The organism is Streptomyces albiaxialis (assembly GCF_039530985.1).
GTDB lineage: Bacteria > Actinomycetota > Actinomycetes > Streptomycetales > Streptomycetaceae > Streptomyces > Streptomyces albiaxialis.
In genome coordinates this window covers 1,062,839-1,076,379 of sequence record NZ_BAAAPE010000007.1, presented here as the reverse complement: position 1 = coordinate 1,076,379, position 13,541 = coordinate 1,062,839, and the positions used below count along the sequence as shown (strand labels likewise).

General features: G+C 73.0%; 13 protein-coding genes and 1 pseudogene. 11 read left to right on the top strand and 3 right to left on the bottom strand.

Annotation, left to right across the window (positions count from 1 at the left end; all coding sequences use genetic code 11):
• Positions 1-41: 41 nt before the first annotated feature.
• From ABD343_RS15985 to ABD343_RS15955, 7 genes are all read left to right on the top strand, one after another.
• Complete coding sequence (locus ABD343_RS15985) at positions 42-752, top strand: UbiX family flavin prenyltransferase (protein WP_344528410.1); 711 nt, start codon at positions 42-44, stop codon at positions 750-752.
• A 42-nt stretch (positions 753-794) separates the two neighbouring features.
• Complete coding sequence (locus ABD343_RS15980) at positions 795-1,247, top strand: Lrp/AsnC family transcriptional regulator (protein WP_344528408.1); 453 nt, start codon at positions 795-797, stop codon at positions 1,245-1,247.
• 71 nt (positions 1,248-1,318) lie between these two features.
• Positions 1,319-1,924 (top strand): hypothetical protein, encoded by a 606-nt coding sequence (locus ABD343_RS15975; RefSeq protein WP_344528627.1) that lies wholly within the window; start codon positions 1,319-1,321, stop codon positions 1,922-1,924.
• 28 nt (positions 1,925-1,952) lie between these two features.
• The gene (locus ABD343_RS15970) at positions 1,953-2,447 is read left to right on the top strand and encodes a GNAT family N-acetyltransferase (protein WP_344528625.1); all 495 of its coding nucleotides are present in this window, start codon (positions 1,953-1,955) and stop codon (positions 2,445-2,447) included.
• Positions 2,448-2,467: 20 nt separating this feature from the next.
• Entirely contained in the window at positions 2,468-2,764 is a 297-nt protein-coding gene (locus tag ABD343_RS15965) for a DUF4229 domain-containing protein (protein WP_344528406.1), read from the top strand.
• 355 nt (positions 2,765-3,119) lie between these two features.
• Positions 3,120-4,487: a dicarboxylate/amino acid:cation symporter gene (locus ABD343_RS15960; RefSeq protein WP_344528404.1), complete on the top strand. Its 1,368-nt coding sequence runs from the start codon at positions 3,120-3,122 to the stop codon at positions 4,485-4,487.
• 158 nt (positions 4,488-4,645) lie between these two features.
• The gene (locus ABD343_RS15955) at positions 4,646-5,314 is read left to right on the top strand and encodes a TetR/AcrR family transcriptional regulator (RefSeq protein WP_344528623.1); all 669 of its coding nucleotides are present in this window, start codon (positions 4,646-4,648) and stop codon (positions 5,312-5,314) included.
• Here the strand turns inward: ABD343_RS15955 and ABD343_RS15950 are convergent.
• Positions 5,214-6,164 carry a MaoC family dehydratase gene (locus ABD343_RS15950; protein ID WP_344528402.1) on the bottom strand — a complete coding sequence of 317 codons (951 nt, stop codon included), beginning with the start codon at positions 6,162-6,164 and terminating at the stop codon, positions 5,214-5,216. The two genes, ABD343_RS15955 and ABD343_RS15950, sit on opposite strands and share 101 nt — an antisense overlap.
• Before the next feature lie 8 nt (positions 6,165-6,172).
• The gene (locus ABD343_RS15945) at positions 6,173-7,510 is read right to left on the bottom strand and encodes a 3-oxoacyl-ACP reductase (protein ID WP_344528400.1); all 1,338 of its coding nucleotides are present in this window, start codon (positions 7,508-7,510) and stop codon (positions 6,173-6,175) included.
• Between the two features lie 72 nt (positions 7,511-7,582).
• Here ABD343_RS15945 and ABD343_RS15940 point away from each other — a divergent pair.
• The 4 genes and pseudogenes from ABD343_RS15940 to ABD343_RS15925 all read left to right on the top strand — a co-directional run.
• Positions 7,583-8,035 (top strand): annotated as a pseudogene (locus ABD343_RS15940) (hypothetical protein); the annotation flags it as partial.
• A gap of 119 nt (positions 8,036-8,154) precedes the next feature.
• The gene (locus tag ABD343_RS15935; protein WP_344528396.1) at positions 8,155-10,068 is read left to right on the top strand and encodes an AMP-dependent synthetase/ligase; all 1,914 of its coding nucleotides are present in this window, start codon (positions 8,155-8,157) and stop codon (positions 10,066-10,068) included.
• 87 nt (positions 10,069-10,155) lie between these two features.
• Complete coding sequence (locus ABD343_RS15930; RefSeq protein WP_344528394.1) at positions 10,156-11,112, top strand: hypothetical protein; 957 nt, start codon at positions 10,156-10,158, stop codon at positions 11,110-11,112.
• 100 nt (positions 11,113-11,212) lie between these two features.
• A complete protein-coding gene (locus ABD343_RS15925; RefSeq protein ID WP_344528392.1) occupies positions 11,213-12,208 on the top strand; it encodes a zinc-binding dehydrogenase in 996 nt (331 codons plus the stop codon).
• Between the two features lie 86 nt (positions 12,209-12,294).
• Here ABD343_RS15925 and ABD343_RS15920 read toward each other — a convergent pair whose 3' ends face one another.
• Positions 12,295-13,506, bottom strand: coding sequence for a lipase family protein (locus ABD343_RS15920; protein ID WP_425578186.1), 1,212 nt, complete (start codon positions 13,504-13,506; stop codon positions 12,295-12,297).
• Between the last annotated feature and the right edge of the window lie 35 nt (positions 13,507-13,541).

The window sequence follows — 13,541 nt, the reverse complement described above, 5'->3', positions numbered from 1 at the left end:
GCTGTGGAAAACCCACGCGGCCGCGCGCGTACGCTCGAAGGATGAGCGAGACGAGCGGCGACCGACGGCCCTGGCTCGTCGGCGTCTCCGGGGCCTCCGGCACGCCGTACGCCGCGTCGGTGATCCGGGCGCTGCTGCACGCGGGGGAGGACGTCGACCTGGTGGTCAGCCGCGCCTCGCGGCTCACGATCCTCGACGAGACGGGCCACCCCTTCCGGGACGCGCACGCCGACGCCGACCTGCGCCGCTGGCTGGCGCGCGGCGCCGACGGGACGCCGGACGCGTTCGACGTGGACGCGGGCACCGACACCTCGCGGGTGCGCCACTGGACGCCGGGCGACCTGGCGGCGGGCCCGTCCTCCGGCTCGTACCCCGTCAAGGGGATGCTGATCGTGCCCGCCAGCACGGCGTGCGTGGCCGGGGTCGCGCTCGGGCTCTCCAAGGACCTGCTCCAGCGCGCCGCGAGCGTCACCCTCAAGGAGCGCCGCCCCCTGGTCGTCGCGCTGCGCGAGACCCCGCTGACGGGCCAGACGCTGCGCCATCTGGTGGCGCTGGACGAGGCGGGGGCCGTGGTGCTCCCGGCCTCGCCGGCGTTCTACGCGGGAGCGCGGCACATCCAGGACCTCGTCGACTTCGTCGCGGGCCGCGCGCTGGATGCCGCGGGGGTCCCGCACAAGCTCTACCACCGCTGGGAAGGGGAGCTGGGACAGGGGAGCGGACAGGGGAACGGGGCCACCGGGCCCATGCCTTAGATTCGTTGTCTCGAATCTCTACAACGGGAGGCAGCGGCATCCATGGACGCGGTGGACAGGCAGCTCATCCAGGCGCTGCGCGAGAACGGGAGAGCGTCGTACGCCGAGCTCGGGCGTCTCGTGGGCCTCTCCGGACCGAGCGTCACGGATCGCATCAACCGTCTCGAGGCCGCCGGGGTGATCACCGGTTACCGCGCCACCGTGGACGCCTCGTCGCTCGGGCTCGGGGTGACGGCGCTCATCGGCGTCCAGCTCTCCGACGCGACCGACCACGAGGACGTCGCGAACCGGCTGCGCGAGCTGCAGGAGGTCGAGGACTGCTGGTTCATCGCGGGCGACGACTCGTACATGCTCAAGGTCCGCGCGGGCAACGTCGACGGGCTGGAGCGCACCATCCGCCGCCTGTCCGGCACCAAGGGCGTCTCGCGCACCCGCACCACCATCGTGCTGTCCACGAAGTGGGAGAACCGCGTCGGCGAGCTGCCCGAGGAGTGAGCGCGGAACCCGGGGGCGTACGCTCGCTGGAGCGTGCGAAACAGACAAACGTGAGGCGGGTGGCGCAAGGCATGGACGCGGGGCTGCGGCGGGACCTCGAACACAGGATCCGCTCCGGGGAGAGGCTGGGCCGTGCGGACGGCCTCGCGCTCTTCGACAGCGACGACATGGCCTGGCTGGGCGGTCTCGCGCACGCGGTGCGGACGGAACGGCACGGGGACGCGGCGTATTTCGGGGACCCGGGCGTCCCCGGTGACGGCGTGCACACGATCGAGTGCGGCGCCGCGGAGAGCACCGTCGACCAGGTGCTGCGGCTGCGCGAGCTGCAGGACGGGCAGGGCGGCGTCCAGGCCGCCGTGCCGCTCGGCTCGGAGGTGACCGGCGCCGAGGCGCTGCGCGCCTTCGCCGTCGCCCGGATCCTGCTCGACAACGTGCCGCACGTCCGTGTCCTGTGGGCAGCGCACGGCGACCAGCTCGCGCAGCTCGCGCTCCAGCACGGGGCCGACGACACCGACGGCCCGGACCCGGACTCCGGCGTCACCCGCGACGAGCTGATCGACCTGATCCGCGACGCCGGGTTCCGCCCCGTCGAGCGGGACGGCGGGTACGCGGAGCTGGGGACGTACGACGGGCCCGACCCGGAGCGGCGCGAGTCGCCGCAGCCGATGCGGGTGTGAGTCCGTGCGGTACGTACTCGATCCGGGGATGACCCCGGCGTTCCGCGACGAGCTGCTGGCGCTCTGGAGCGACGTGAGCAACGCGGGCGGCTCGGTCGGCTTCGTGCCGCCGGTCACCGTGGAGGACATACGGCCCGAGCTGATCAGCCACCTGCGGGCCATGGCGGAGGGGCGGGCGAGGCTGCTCGTCGCGCTGGACGACGAGGGGCGTGCCGTCGGCACGGTCTTCCTCTTCCAGAACACCCACCGCCTGATGCGACACTGGGTGTGGCTCTACACCGTGATGCTGCATCCCTCCGTGCAGGGCCGCGGCGCCGGGCGCGAGCTGATGGCGGCGGCCGAGGAAGCCGCCCGGTCGCTGGACGGGGTGGAGGGGATCCGGCTCACGCTGCGCGGCGGCGAGGGGCTGGAGCGGTTCTACGGCTCGTGCGGGTACAAGGAAGTCGGGCGCGTGCCTGGCGCGATCAAGGCCGGAGAGGGCGACTTCAGGGACGACGTCACCATGTGGCTGTCGCTCCACTGAGAGGTTGGGAGAGATTCACTGTGAGCAGTAGCAGCAAGTCGCACGCGACGCTTCGCTACACCACCATGCGGCTCGGCGTCTTCGTCGGCTGCCTCGTCGTCGTCGGTCTGCTGGCGCAGTTCGGCGTCGTCCCGTCGGGCATCGGCAAGTCGAACCCGCTGTGGGTCGTGCTGCTCGCCCTGGTGATCTCGGCGCCGCTCAGCTACGTGCTGCTGCGCAAGCAGCGCCAGGCGATGTCCGAGCAGATCGTGGACGGCGTCGACAGGGCGAAGGACCGGTTGGCGGCGAACCGCAGCCAGGAGGACAGCATCGCCTGACGGCGGTCCCGCTCCGCCGCGCCTGACCTGCGCGGTTCATCTTCGTGTAACACGCGTCACACACTTCTCAGCGCCCCACCGGGAATGTCCCTTCCCCGGTGGGGCGTTGACGTTTCTCGTACCTGCCCCCCAAAGGAATGCTTTGGGTAAGCCAAAGACGGAGTGTTAGCGTGACCGGCGTGACGACCGCAGCCCCCACCTCCGACACGGCGCGCCCCGGCGTGCCGCTCGTCGCGCGGCTGCATGTCGACCTGTGCCGGTGTCTGTCAGCGGTCTGTCGCTGACCTCCGGCCCGGACTACCCTCCGGCGCATCCCGTCACCCTTCCCCCTCCCCGTCTCTGAAGCCTCCGGAGTATGTCCGTGTCGTCTTCTTCCGCAGATACGTCCGCGCCGGCCCCGGCGCGGCCCCGGATACCCAAGATCCCCTTCTGGGCCCAGATCCTGCTCGGCCTCGTCCTCGGTGTCGTCCTCGGCTGGGTCGCGCGCAACTGGGACGTGGCCTGGCTGGGCACCACGCTCACCAAGGTCGGCGAGATCTTCGTCCAGCTCCTGAAGCTGGCGGTCGCGCCGCTCGTCTTCTTCGCGATCACCATCTCGATCACCAACCTGCGCAACGTGCACAACGCGGCCAGGCTCGCCACCCGCACGCTGCTGTGGTTCATGGTGACCTCGCTGATCGCGGTCGTCATCGGGCTCGTCATCGGCCTGCTGACCAACCCGGGCTCCGGCACCGGCCTGTCCTCCAAGGACGCCGCCAAGCCGCCGTCCGACAGCACCGGTTCCTGGCTGGACTTCCTCACCGGGATCATCCCGACGGACGTCATCACGCCGTTCACCGAGCTGAAGGTGCTCCAGATCGTCTTCATGGCGGTCGTCGTCGGCATCGCCGCGCTGAAGCTCGGCGAGAAGGCCGAGCCCATCCTCAAGCTCGGCGAGTCCGTGCTGGCGCTGCTCCAGAAGGCGCTGTGGTGGATCATCCGCCTCGCCCCGATCGGCACCATCGGCCTCATCGGCACCGCGATCAAGGACTACGGCTGGGACCTGATCGGCTCCTACGCGACCTTCACCGCGGACGTCTACATCGGCGGCGCGCTCGTCCTCTTCGTCGTCTACCCGGTGCTGCTGGCGACGGTGGCGAAGGTCAACCCGCTGCAGTTCTTCAAGGGCGCCTGGCCCGCCATCCAGCTCGCGTTCGTCTCCCGCTCCTCGGTCGGCACCATGCCGCTGACGCAGAAGGTGACCGAGCGGCTCGGCGTGCCGAAGGAGTACGCCTCGTTCGCGGTGCCGTTCGGCTCCACGACGAAGATGGACGCCTGCGCCTCGATCTACCCGGCCATCGCGGCGATCTTCGTGGCCGAGTTCTTCCATGTCGACATGGGCATCAAGGAGTACCTGCTCATCGCGTTCGTCGCGGTCGTCGGCTCCGCCGCCACGGCGGGTCTGACCGGTGCGACCGTGATGCTCACCCTGACGCTGTCGACGCTGGGCCTGCCGCTGGAGGGCGTCGGGCTGCTGCTCGCCATCGACCCGATCCTCGACATGGGCCGCACCGCGGTGAACGTCGCGGGCCAGGTCGTGGTCCCGGTGCTCGTCTCGGCCCGCGAGAAGATCCTCGACCTGGAGGCCTTCCGTACGGCGCGGAGCTTCAGCATCGAGGAGGCCGAGCAGGACGACTCGCAGCGCGGCGCGCCGGTCCCGGCCGCGGCGGGCGCGGGCGGCTGAGCGCCCGGCATCCGTCAACTCCCGGGGGAGGGCTCATCGATGAGCCCTCCCCCTTCGGTGTGGGGCGCGTACCCTTGCCGTGACCATGGCTACGGGGCGGCGGAGGGACGCGCGTGGGGACCAACGTCGGGACCAGGACGGGCAAGGGGCACAAGCGGATGCCGCGCGCCGTGCGCGAGCGGCAGATGCTCGACGCGGCGGTGGCCGCCTTCGCGCGGCACGGCTACCAGTCGGCGTCGATGGACGACATCGCCGAGGCCGCCGGTGTCTCGAAGCCGCTCGTCTACCTCTACCTGAAGTCCAAGGAAGAGCTGTTCATGGCCTGCGTGCGGCGCGAGGTCAAGGCGCTGGTGGAGACCGTGCGCGAGGGCACGCGGGAGCGGGACATACCGGCGGACCGGCAGCTCTGGAACGGGCTGCGGGCCTTCTTCACGCACACCGCCGCGCACCCGGACGGGGTGACCGTGCTGCACCGGGCGCGCACGCAGGGGGAGCCCTTCGCGCAGGAGGTCGTCGCCATGCGGGCCCAGATCACGGACATCGTGACGGTGCTGCTGGCGCAGGCCGCGCAGGACGCCGGGTGCGACAGCGAGCTGGCCGAACGCGAGGTCTCCGGGCTCGCGCACGCGCTGGTGGGCGCCGCGGAGTCGCTCGCCGAGTGGGCCAACGCGCGCAGGGACGACGCCCCCGCGGAGGGCCCCTCGGCCAAGGAGACCGCGGCGACGCTCATGAACTTCTGCTGGGCGGGCCTGGAGAACCTGATGAAGGGCGAGCGGTGGACGCCTTCCCGCCCCACTTCCCCGACACATGGAGCCGCGAGTCCGTGAGCGACGCACGCGCGGCTGCCGGGTCGCAGTCGACGACGGAAGGCACGGACTGCCGCGCGGGCGGAGAAGCGAACGAAGAGACACCGCGACGGCCGCCGCGCACCTCGAACCTCCCCTCCTCCTGCCCGTAGGTCACCCGCGCGGGCAGCAGCAGGGGAGAGCGGAAGACGGCCTCGGCGGTGCGGAGGTCCGCGGGCGCCTCGGCCAGGCAGCGCGCGAACGTCCACATCCCATGCGCGAGGGCGCGCGGAAAGCCGAACAGGCGCGCGGTGAGCGGGTGCAGATGGATCGGGTTGCGGTCGCCGGAGGCCGCGGCGTACCGGCGACCGAGCCCGGCGGGCAGCTCCCAGGTGGCGCGCGCGGGCAGCGCCGCGCGCTCCTCCCTGTCCTCGCGGGTCCCCGGGGCCGCCCGCTCGTGGCGGAAGAGATACGTGCTGCGCGAGTGCCACACCTCCTCCCCGTCGAGCAGCGCGCGGGTGACGAGGCCGAACTCGGTGCCCCGCGCGTGCGGCGCCGTCCCGTCCGCGCGTACGGCGAGCGTGAGCCGGTCCGCCGCCGCGAGCGGGGCGTGCCGGGTCAGCGCGATACGGGTGTGGACCAGCCCGGGCACGGGGAACGGGAAGTCCCGCGCCGTCATCAGCCGCATCGCCAGCGGAAAGGCGAGCACGTGCGGATAGGGGGCCGGAAGCGTTCCGTCGTCCTCGAATCCGCACACCCGCGCGTACGCGCGCAGCCGCGCCGGGTCCGGCACCACCTCGCGCGTCACCTCGGCACCGGGGAGCGCGGCGCTCTCGTACGGGCCGCGCTTGGCCAGCGGGGAGAGCGCCGCCTTCAGCAGGGGGAGGGCCATGGCTCGTCTCACGCTCCCAGCAGGGACTGGCCGCAGACGCGGACGACCTGGCCGTTGACCGCCGAGGAGGCGGGGTCGGCGAGCCAGGCGACCGTCTCCGCGACGTCGACGGGAAGCCCGCCCTGGGACAGGGAGTTCATCCGGCGCCCGGCCTCGCGGATGAACAGCGGTACGGCGGCCGTCATCTTCGTCTCGATGAAGCCCGGCGCCACGGCGTTGACGGTCACGCCGTGCTCGGCGGCGGCGCGCGGCGCCAGCGAGCGGACCAGGCCGATGATCCCCGCCTTGCTCGCCGCGTAGTTGGTCTGCCCGGTGTTCCCGGCGATGCCCGCGATCGAGGCGGTGGCCACCACGCGCCCCTGCCCCTCGCGCAGCGCGCCGACGGTCAGCAGGTGGTCGGTCGTGTGCAGCACGCTCGCGAGGTTGACGTCGAGGACCGCGTCCCATCGGTCCGCGGCCATGTTCGCGAGCCGGCGGTCGCGGGTGATGCCCGCGTTGTGGACGAGGACGTCGAGCCCGCCGGACGGCAGCGCCTCGGCGATACGGGCGCCCGCGTCCGGCGCGGTGATGTCGAGCGGCAGCGCCGTGCCGCCCATGCGCCCGGCCACGGCGTCGAGTTCGGCCGCCGCGCCGGGGACGTCGAGGCAGACCACCGAGGCGCCCTCGCGTGCGAGCACCGCCGCGACCTCGGCGCCGATGCCGCGCGCCGCGCCGGTGACCAGGGCCGTGCGCGCCCCGGGCCCCGGGCCGTCGGGTCCGGGCCCGTCGATTCCGATCACCTGCCCGCTGACGTACGCGGAACGGGGCGAGAGGAGGAAGCCGAGCGTCGAACTCGCCGCCCCCATGACCGTGTCCGGGGCGATCCGGACGAGCTGCGCCGTACGGCCGCCGCCCAGCTCCTTGCCGAGCGAGCGGACGAAGCCCTCCAGGGCCTGCTGGGCCGCCGCCTGGTGGTGGTCGCGGGGCGAGGGGACGGCGCCGAGGACCACCACGCGCCCGCCGTTTGTCACCGAGCGGACAACCGGGTGCAGCAGCTCGTGAACTCCGCGCAGTTCCGCGACGGTCGCGATGCCCGTAGCGTCGAGGACCACGGCAGCACAGCGCGGCGTGTCCCCACGGGCGACCCCCTGCACGACCGGCAGGCCGCAGCCGCAGGCGTCGAGCGCGGCCGACACCTCCTTCTCCTCGTACAGCGAGGAGGCCGTGAGGTGCAGCAGCGGCCCGCCCTCCAGCACCGGACGCTCCGCCGACCAGCGGTGGAGACGCGCGGGGCGCGGGAGGCCCAGGCGGCGGGTGAGGAATCGGCCGGGGCGTGTGGATGTCCAATGAAGGTACCGATCGGCCATTCCCCTGCTCCTTCGCCTCACGTAAATTTACTTCGGAGTAAGGTTACTTTCAGGTCAGGAGTTTGGCAGCGGATGTCGACGAAGAGCGCGAAGAGCGCCGGCGGTCTTCTCAGTCCCCGTGTCTCCCGCCGCGTCGCGGTGATCGGCGGCAGCCGGATTCCGTTCGCGCGCGCCGACGGGCCGTACGCGCGCTGCTCGAACCAGGAGATGCTGACGGCCGCGCTCGACGGGCTCGTCGAGCGGTTCGGGCTCCAGGGCCCGGGCGCGGTGGGCGAGTTCGCCGCCGGTGCGGTGCTCAAGCACAGCAGGGAACGGGGGTCCGGCGGTCGCCCCCCGGAAGGACGCAGCAACCTCGCGCGCGAGGCGGTGCTCGGCTCCGCGCTCGCCACCGGCCACCCCTTCGCCGCGACGGGGGCCCGCGTCGTGGCGACCCTCGCCAAGCTCCTCGCCGAGCGCGAGGGCATGCCGCCCGGCGCGCGCGGCCTGATCTCCGTCTGTGCCGCGGGCGGCCAGGGGGTGACGGCGGTTCTGGAACGGGCGTAGGCGTACGCGCACGCCGTCCGGCCGACGGCAGCCGAGAACGTGAGCACGGGGACGGACGACCAGGGCACGGGGGACACCAGCGCACTGAGGAGGAGCCGCGCATGAGCGTTCAGGCACAGACACCGGCGCCCGTGGTCACGGAGCCGTACAAGAAGACCGAGAACGGCGTCGTCCGGGAGGTGTCCGTACCGGCCCTCGCGCCCGCCGTCACCCATGGCTCGCTCGGCGACATCCCGTTCACCAACGCCGTCGAGGCACCGGACGAGGCCGTGCTCAGCCGCAAGACCCGCGGGGACGGCAGCGCGTGGCGGGACGTGAGCGCGCGGGAGTTCGCCGCCGAGGTCCAGGCCGTCGCCAAGGGGCTGCTCGCCCACGGGCTGCGGCCCGGCGACCGGCTCGCGATCATGGCGCGGACGACGTACGAGTGGACGCTGGCCGACTTCGCCGCCTGGGCCGCCGGCCTGATCACCGTGCCCGTCTACCCGACCTCGTCGGCCTCCCAGGCCCGGCACATCCTCCAGGACGCGGGCGTACGCGCCTGCTTCGTGGAGGACGTCGAGCAGGCCAGGATGCTCAGTGCCGAGCGCGGCAACCTGCCCGCGCTGGAACACCTGTGGCAGTTCGACACGGGCGCCGTCGGCCATGTCATCGACGCCGGGCGCGAGATCCCCGACGCGCTCGTCAACGAGCGCCGCGCCGGGGTCGGTCCCGACCACATCGCCACCCTCATCTACACCTCGGGCACCACGGGCCGCCCCAAGGGCTGTGTCCTCACCCACGGCAACTTCTTCGCCGAGGTCGACAACGCGATCGAGCTGCTCCACCCCGTCTTCAAGTCCGTCAGCGACGACCCGGCCTCGACGCTGCTCTTCCTCCCGCTCTCGCACGTCTTCGGGCGGATGGTCGCCATCGGCTGCCTGCGCGCCCGCGTCCGGCTCGGGCACGCGCCCAGCATCCAGACCGAGGACCTCCTCGCCGACCTCGCGGGCTTCCGGCCCACGTTCCTGCTGGGCATCCCGTACGTGCTGGAGAAGGTCTACAACACCGCCCGCGCCACCGCCGAGAAGATGGGCCGCGCCTCCTCCTTCGACCGGGGCGCCCGGATCGCGCAGCGCTACGGGGAGGCCGTCGAGGCCCAGGAGCACGGCCTCGGCAAGGGGCCAGGCCCCGGCCTGCGCGCCGCGCGCGGCCTCTACGACCTGCTGATCTACCGCCGTATCCGGGACGCGCTCGGCGGCCGCTGCCGCTACGTCATCTGCGGCGGCTCCCCACTCGGCCACCGGCTCGCCGCGTTCTACGAGGGTGCGGGCGTGACCGTCTACGAGGGCTACGGGCTGACCGAGACGACCGCCGCGGCGACCACCACCCCGCCGCTGCGCCCCCGCCTCGGCACGGTCGGCTGGCCGGTCCCGGGAACGGCCGTACGCATCGCGGACGACGGCGAGGTGCTGCTCAGGGGCGGCCAGGTGTTCGGCGGCTACTGGGACGCGGCCGGCGGCACCGCCGTGCCCGCCGTGGACGCCGAGGGCTGGCTGCCCACCGGCGACCTCGGGGCGCTGGACCGCGACGGCTACCTCAGCATCACCGGCCGCAAGAAGGACCTGATCATCACCTCCGGCGGCAAGAACCTCGCCCCCGCGCCCCTGGAGGACTGGCTGCGCGCCCACCCGCTGATCAGCCAGTGCCTGGTGATCGGCGACAACCGGCCGTATGTCACCGCGCTGCTCACCCTGGAGCCGGACGGGCTCGCGCACTGGCAGCAGATGCACAAGAAGCAGGGCATGGCCGTGTCCGAGCTGGTCACCGACGACGATCTGCTGCGCAACCTCCAGCAGGCCGTGGACGAGGCGAACTCCCAGGTCTCCCGGGCGGAGTCGATCCGGCGGTTCGCCGTGCTGCCCCGCGACTTCACGGAGCGGGCGGGGCATCTCACGCCGTCGATGAAGCTGCGGCGGGCGGCGATCGTCCGGGACTACGCGGAGGAGATCGAGAAGCTCTATCCGACCCGGAGGTAGCGGTGTCACCGGGCGGCGGTAACGTGAAATAAGTATCACGTGAGGACATCAGGGGGCAGGCGCAGCGCCCTCGCAGGAGGGACCGCCATGACAACGCCCCCGCCCCCGCCGTCGCAGCCGCCGGGTCCGCCTTCCGGTCCGCCGTCCGGTCCGCCGCAGGGCCCGTACGACGGCGGGGGCTTCGGCCCGCCGCCGGGTCCGCCTTCCGGTCCGCCGCAGGGCCCGTACGACGGCGGGGGCTTCGGGCCTCCCGGGACCCCGGGCCCGCCCGGTCCGCCCTTCGGGCAGCCCGCGCCGCCGCCCGGCGGGGGCGGGGGGAACGGCAAGGTCGTCGCGATCGTCGTGGCCTGCGTGGTCGTCGCCGCGCTGATCGTCGGCGGCGTCGCGCTCTTCGCGGGCGGCGGGGACGACGACGGCGGCAAGGACAAGGCCGGGGGCGACAAGTCGGGCACCCCGAGCGCCTCCTCCTCGGACGGACCGACGGACGAGCCGACCGAGGAGCCGACGACCGGGGAGCCCACGGAGGAGCCCACGCCGGGCGAGTCGGCGGCCGAGTACGAGCTGGCCTTCCCGGCGAAGCTGGAGAACGGGAAGTTCCGCCGCTCCGCCGACCTGAGCGACAAGGTCGCGGGCGGCGGACCGGGCCAGAAGGCGCACATGGGCCGCTACACCTCGACGTCCTCTTCAACCGAGCGCCTCCTCTACGCCGGTGCCGCGGGCGAGGACTTCGGGAACCCGGAGCTGTCCAAGGACCAGATGATGAAGGGCATGGAGGGCAGTCCGGCCATGAAGGTGGCCGTCAAGCGCCGCGACATCACGCCCGACGGCGCCGAGGACCCGCTGACCTGCGAGGTCCTGGTCAAGTCCCAGGCGGGCCGGAAGCTGACGATCCCCGTCTGCGCCTGGAGCAACCCGGGCACGGCGGCCTATGTGGCGGACGACAGCCTCAAGACGTACTCGGTCAAGCCCGCCGACGTCGATCTGGAGGACTTCGCCGGGCGCGTCAACACCATCCGCGACGAGGTCCGCAAGCCCGCCGACTGACCCCCGGAACACGGCTGATCCCCGCTCTTGACTTGAACGGAACTTCAAGTCGGAGACTCTCCGTGGAGGCGGAGGCAAGTCGAGCGAGGGAGTGGTCGCCATGCGTGCGGTTCGGGTCGGGCGGTTCGGGGGGCCCGAGGTGCTGGAGCCCGTGGAGCTGCCCGACCCCGTGCCGGGCCCCGGCCAGGTGCTGGTCGAGGTCGCCCACGCGGACGTGCTCTTCCTGGACGCCCAGCTCCGCCGCGGCGCGGGCGCGGGCACCTTCGACGTACGGCCGCCGTATGTGCCCGGCGGTGCCGTCGGCGGGCGCGTGGCCGAGGTCGGCGAGGGCGTCGGCCCGGCCTGGCGCGGGCGGCACGTCATCGGCCGTACGCCCGGGGACACCGGCGGATACGCGGAGCGGGCGGTCCTGGACGCCGCCACCCTCATGGCCGTTCCGCCCGGCCTCGCGCCGCGCGACGCCGCCGCGCTGCCGTACGACGGGCCCACCGCGCTCCGCCTCTTCGACCTCGCGGTCAGCGCGGGCAGCCTGCGGCCCGGCGCGTGGGTCCTGGTGCTCGCGGCGGGCGGCGGCCTCGGCACGCTGCTGGTGCGGCTCGCGAAGGTGGCGGGCGCGCACGTCGTCGCGGCGGCGGGCGGCGAGCGGAAGGGGGCACTGCTGCGGGACGGGCTGGGCGCCGACATCGTCGTGGACCCGGGGGCCGATCCCGACTGGACCGACGCGGTCCGCAAGGCCACCGGCGGCAAGGGCGCCGACCTCGTCCTGGACGGCGCGGGCGGCGCGCTGGGCCGCGCCGCGTTCGAGGTCGTGGCGCGCGGCGGGCGCTTCTCCGCGCACGGCGCGCCCTCCGGGAGCTTCGCGGCGGTGGATCCGCTGGAGGCGGCGGAGCGCGGGGTGACGCTCGTCGGCATCGAACAGGTCCAGCTCTCCCCGGCCGAGGCCGAGCCGCTGCTGGAACGGGCGCTGCTGTGGGCGGCGAACGGGACCGTGTGCCCGGTCATCGGACAGACGTTCCCACTGGAGCGCGCCGCGGAGGCGCACGCGGCGGTCGAGGCCAGGGAGGTCGTGGGGAAGACCCTGCTCACCGTGGAGTGAACGGAGTGAATCCGCGGCGGGATGGCGCCGGACGGGCTCCGAGCGGGGACCCGTCCGGCACCGGCACATGGCGTGCGGCGGGGCTGCTACCCGCAGTTGCCCTGCGCGGGCTCGCCCTGGAACCGCTTGCCCAGCCACTCAAGGGCCGGGCCGTTGCCGTCGATCGCGGTCTGGACGTGCGACTTGCCGGGGAAGGACTGCCACTGCACCGGCAGCCCCTTGCCGCACCAGTCCGACCTGAGCCCCGTGCCCAGCTCGTAGGGGATCGTTTCGTCGGCCTCGCCGTGGTACAGGAAGACGGGTGCCGTCGGCGTCTTGGTGCCGAGCTTGTTGGCGTCGATCGCCTTCTGCCAGTCCGGCTGGTCGAGCGGGTTGCTGGTGGTGACGTCCTCGATCTTCTTGCCCTTGCCCGCGTCGAGGATCTCGCCCACGCAGCCGTTCTTGGTGACGTCGACCAGCTTGCGGCCCTCGTCGTTGAGGTACTTGTCGAGCTTCAGCTCGGGGAAGGCCGCGTCGTGCCCGACGGCGGCCATCATGATGTAGCCCGCGCTCTCGCCGCCGTTCGCGTGCTCGGCGACCTTCGCGAGGTCGGCCGGGACGCCGCCGCTGGCGGTGCCCTTGACCTTCAGCTCGGGCGCGTAGGACTCCGCCAGTTCGGCTGCCCACGCGCTGGCCTGGCCGCCCTGCGAGTAGCCCATGATGCCGACGGGGGATTCGGCGGAGACGCCCATCTTCTGCGCCTCGGGCAGCCTCTGCGCGGCGCGTGCCGCGTCGAGCACGGCCGTGCCCTCGGCCTGCGCGACGGTGTAGGTGTGGTCGCCGGGCGTGCCGAGGCCCTCGTAGTCGGTGACGGCGACGGCGTAGCCGCGCACCAGCGCCGCGTTGATCAGCGGCGCCTCGGCCGTGCTCCCGTCGGGGAACCCGGCCGAGGGCGCGCACTTGTCGCCGAGGCCGACCGAGCCCACGGCGTACGTGATCAGGGGCCGGGGCCCGGTCTTGCCGTCCTTGGGCACGACGACCGTGCCGGAGACGGTGTTCTGCTCGCCGTCGGCGCTGGTCGAGTTGTAGCTGATCTTCCAGGCGTCCGCGTCCGCGGGATGGCCCGGCCAGTACTGGAAGGTGGTGGGCTCGGAGCTGACGATGTCCCCGGGGCCCGCCTCGGCCTTCGGGGACGCGGGGGCCTCCTGGGCCTGGGCGCCGCCCGCGAGCCCGAGGGCCGACAGCGCGAGCACGGCCGTGACGGTACCGGCCGTGCGCGCTCTGCCGAGAGATGTCGCCAGTGAAGATGAGTGCTTCATACGGCTCTCCCAACTCTCCTGTGCACAGGGGTGGT

Coding starts and splice junctions, on each gene's coding strand:
- ABD343_RS15920 (WP_425578186.1), bottom strand. CDS start 13,506: ATGAAGCACTCATCTTCACTGGCGACATCTCTCGGCAGAGCGCGCACG.
- ABD343_RS15985 (WP_344528410.1), top strand. CDS start 42: ATGAGCGAGACGAGCGGCGACCGACGGCCCTGGCTCGTCGGCGTCTCC.
- ABD343_RS15945 (WP_344528400.1), bottom strand. CDS start 7,510: ATGGCCGATCGGTACCTTCATTGGACATCCACACGCCCCGGCCGATTC.
- ABD343_RS15950 (WP_344528402.1), bottom strand. CDS start 6,164: ATGGCCCTCCCCCTGCTGAAGGCGGCGCTCTCCCCGCTGGCCAAGCGC.
- ABD343_RS15970 (WP_344528625.1), top strand. CDS start 1,953: ATGACCCCGGCGTTCCGCGACGAGCTGCTGGCGCTCTGGAGCGACGTG.
- ABD343_RS15930 (WP_344528394.1), top strand. CDS start 10,156: ATGACAACGCCCCCGCCCCCGCCGTCGCAGCCGCCGGGTCCGCCTTCC.
- ABD343_RS15935 (WP_344528396.1), top strand. CDS start 8,155: ATGAGCGTTCAGGCACAGACACCGGCGCCCGTGGTCACGGAGCCGTAC.
- ABD343_RS15975 (WP_344528627.1), top strand. CDS start 1,319: ATGGACGCGGGGCTGCGGCGGGACCTCGAACACAGGATCCGCTCCGGG.
- ABD343_RS15955 (WP_344528623.1), top strand. CDS start 4,646: ATGCCGCGCGCCGTGCGCGAGCGGCAGATGCTCGACGCGGCGGTGGCC.
- ABD343_RS15925 (WP_344528392.1), top strand. CDS start 11,213: ATGCGTGCGGTTCGGGTCGGGCGGTTCGGGGGGCCCGAGGTGCTGGAG.
- ABD343_RS15960 (WP_344528404.1), top strand. CDS start 3,120: ATGTCCGTGTCGTCTTCTTCCGCAGATACGTCCGCGCCGGCCCCGGCG.
- ABD343_RS15980 (WP_344528408.1), top strand. CDS start 795: ATGGACGCGGTGGACAGGCAGCTCATCCAGGCGCTGCGCGAGAACGGG.